1 protein-coding gene is annotated in these 3224 nt (G+C 75.7%); it reads left to right on the top strand.

Annotated elements, in window-relative coordinates; genetic code table 11:
• On the top strand, positions 1–3224 hold a 3224-nt coding region (locus tag EG812_RS28975; protein WP_126713490.1), incomplete at both ends, for a type I polyketide synthase.

Below are 3224 nucleotides of genomic sequence, written 5' to 3'. Positions count from 1 at the left end.
CACCACCCTCACCACCCTCACCAAAACCAACCACCCCACCCTCACCACCACACCCACCCTCCGCCCCCACCACAACGAAAACCACACCCTCACCCACACCCTCGCCACCACCCCCACCACCAACTGGGCCAGCCTGTACCCGCACGCCCGCCCGGTCCGGCTGCCCACCACGGCATTCCGGCGCGACCGGTACTGGCTCACCGGCGGCCGGGCCACCCCGGGCGCGGACTCGGGTGTGCGCGAGGTCGATCACCCGCTGCTGGGCGCCGCCGTGACGCTCGCCGACGACAGCACCGTCTACACCGGACGGCTGTCCCGGCGTACCGCCCCCTGGCTGGCCGACCACGTGGTGCTCGGCCGGGCGTTGCTGCCCGGCACCGCCCTGCTGGAGTACGCGCTGTGGGCGGGCCGGGACGTCGGGCTGCCCCGGGTGGCCGAGCTGACGCTGGAGGCCCCGCTGGTGCTGCCCGACGAGGGCGTGGCGCAGGTGCGGGTCACCGTCGGCCCGCCGGGTGAGCAGCGGACCGTCGCCGTGCACGCGCGGGCCGACGACGCCGAGCAGTGGACCCGACACGCCAGCGGCCTGCTCACGGCGGCGCCCCCGGCGCCCCCGGTCCCCCCACGCGTGGACGGCCCGCCGGTCGACGTCGACGACCTGTACGAGCGGTTGGCCGGCAAGGGCTACGAGTACGGGCCCGCCTTCCGCCTCGCCACCGCCGCCCGGCACGGCCAGCACGTGGTGGCGCAACTCGCCGCGCCCGCCGGCCCCGACGGATTCGTGCTGCACCCGGCGCAGGTGGACGCCGCCCTGCACCCGATCGTGCTGGACGGCGACGAGACGCTCCTGCCGTTCAGCTGGAGCGGCGTCTCGGTCTTCCGCCGGCCCAGCGGGGCGCTGCACGCGTACTGGACGCCCGAGCGGGCGCTCGTCCTCACCGACGCCGACGGGGTGGTCGCCACCGCCGACAGCCTGCACCTGCGGCCCGCGCGCATGCCGGCCCCCACGGACCTGCACCGGATCCGGTGGGTGCCGGCCGAGGACGCCCGGCGGCAGATCCGCGTCGAACCGGTCGCCGACGCCACGGCCGCGCTCGCGATGCTCCACGAACGCCTGGACGCCACCGAGCCGACCGCGCTGGTGGTGCCACACCTGGACCGCACCGGTGCGGCCGGGCTCGTCCGGTCGGCGCAGGCCGAACACCCCGGCCGGTTCGTGCTGATCCACGCCGACGACCCGGTCCGGACCGTACCGGACGACGAACCCGAGGCGGCCTGGCGCGACGGTTCGTGGTGGGTCCCCCGGCTGGCCCGCGTCGCACCCGTCGACCCGGGGCTGCCGCTGTCCGGCACCGTGCTCGTCACCGGCGGGACCGGAGCCCTGGGCGCACTGGTCGCCCGGCACCTCGTCCGCGCCCACCGCGTGCGGGACCTCGTGCTGGTCAGCCGGCGCGGCGCGGACGCACCGGGTGCGGCCGCGCTGGCCGACGAGTTGGCGGGCCACGGCGCGCGGGTCGACCTGCGGGCATGTGACGTCGCCGACCGGGAGGCGCTGGCCTGCCTGCTCGCCGACCTGCCCACCCTCGACGCGGTCGTGCACGCGGCCGGGGTGGTCCGGGACGCGACGGTGTCCGCGCTGACCGTCGAGCAGGTACGCGCGGCCGCGACCAAAGCCGAGTCGGCCTGGCACCTGCACGAGCTGACCCGGGACCGTCCCCTGCGGGCGTTCGTGCTGTTCTCCTCGATCAGTGGGCTGCTGGGCACCGCCGGCCAGGGCGCGTATGCGGCCGCCAACGCCGCGCTGGACGCGCTGGCCGCGCACCGGCACGCCCTCGGCCTACCGGCGCTGTCCCTGGCCTGGGGTCTGTGGGAGGACACCGGGATGGGGGCGGGGCTGTCCGCTGCCGACGTGGCCCGGTGGCGGCGCGACGGGCTTCCGCCGCTGACCGTCGAGCAGGGCGTGGCGCTGTTCGACGCCGCGCTGGCGCACGAGGGTCCGGTCCTCGCACCGGTACGCCTGGACCTGGCGGCGCTGCGCGGCCGTGACGTGCTGCCCGCCGCGCTGCGGGGGCTGGTCACGCGTCGTTCCGTGCCGCCCGCCGGAAGCCGACCGCGTGACGAGGCCGAACTGCGGGAGGTGGTCCGTTCGGTGGTCGCCGAGGTGCTGGGGTACCCGTCGGCCGCCGGGGTGGACTCGGCCCGCCCGTTCCGCGACCTGGGGCTCGACTCGCTCGGCGGGGTGGAGCTGCGCAACCGCCTCGCCGCCGCGACCGGCCTGCCGGTGCCCGCCACGCTGGTGTTCGACCATCCGACGCCGGACGCCGTGGTGGCCCACCTGCTCGGCGCCACGACGAGCGCACAGCCGGCACCGACGCCCACAGTGGCCACCCGCACCGACGAGCCGATCGCGATCGTGGGGATGGCCTGCCGGTATCCCGGTGGTGTCTCCTCGCCGGAGGACCTGTGGCGGCTGGTGGCCGACGGTGTGGACGCGATCGGCGAGTTCCCCACCGACCGGGGCTGGGACCTGGGCCGGCTCTATGACCCCGACCCCGAACACGCCGGCACCTCGTACACCCGCCACGGCGGCTTCCTCTACGACGCGGCCGACTTCGACGCCGGGTTCTTCGCGCTGAGCCCGCGCGAGGCCACCGCCACGGACCCGCAGCAGCGGCTGCTGTTGGAGGTGGCGTGGGAGGCGTTCGAGCGGGCGGGAATCGACCCGACCGCGGTACGCGGCAGTCGGACGGGTGTGTTCGCGGGCGTCATGTACGGCGACTACGGGACGCGGTGGCGTACCGCCCCGGAGGGTTTCGAGGGGCACCTGCTCACCGGCAACACCTCCAGCGTGGTCTCGGGTCGGGTGGCGTACAGCTTCGGGTTGGAGGGTCCGGCGGTCACCGTGGACACCGCCTGCTCGTCCTCTCTGGTGGCCCTGCACCTGGCCGCCCAGTCACTGCGCAGCGGCGAGTGCGATCTGGCGCTGGCCGGCGGCGTCACGGTGATGGCGACGCCGCACACCTTCGTGGAGTTCAGCCGTCAGCGGGGGTTGTCCCCGGACGGGCGCTGCCGGTCGTTCTCGGCGGCGGCGAACGGTACGGGATGGAGTGAGGGTGCGGGCCTGCTGCTCGTCGAACGCCTCTCCGACGCCCGCGCCAACGGCCACCACGTCCTGGCCATCCTCCGCGGCTCCGCCGTCAACCAGGACGGCGCCTCCAACGGACTCA

It is taken from the genome of Verrucosispora sp. FIM060022 (assembly GCF_003977705.1).
GTDB lineage: Bacteria > Actinomycetota > Actinomycetes > Mycobacteriales > Micromonosporaceae > Micromonospora > Micromonospora gifhornensis.
Note: the sequence above shows the minus strand (reverse complement) of the source record. Positions and strands in the feature narration are given on the sequence as shown.